The following is a 237-nucleotide window of genomic DNA, read 5'->3' on the forward strand; positions in this document are numbered from 1 at the left end:
ATGTGGTGATGCCGGATGATGGCGCGCCGTTCCGCTACAGCTTCAGCGCCCTGAAAGACCGCCATAATGCCGTTGAAGTGAACTGGACTGACCCGAACAACGGCTGGGAGACGGCGACAGAGCTTGTGGAGGATACGCAGGCCATTGCCCGTTACGGTCGTAACGTCACGAAGATGGATGCTTTTGGCTGTACCAGCCGGGGGCAGGCACACCGCGCCGGGCTGTGGCTGATTAAAA

The 237-nt window shown here is 59.5% G+C and carries 1 protein-coding gene; it reads left to right on the top strand.

What is annotated here, in order from left to right; all coding sequences use genetic code 11:
• A partial coding sequence (locus HEN33_RS25990) for a phage tail protein (protein ID WP_242460334.1) occupies window positions 1-237 on the top strand: 237 nt, incomplete at both ends.

It is taken from the genome of Escherichia sp. 94.0001 (assembly GCF_013369155.2).
GTDB classification, from domain to species: Bacteria; Pseudomonadota; Gammaproteobacteria; order Enterobacterales; family Enterobacteriaceae; genus Escherichia; species Escherichia coli_F.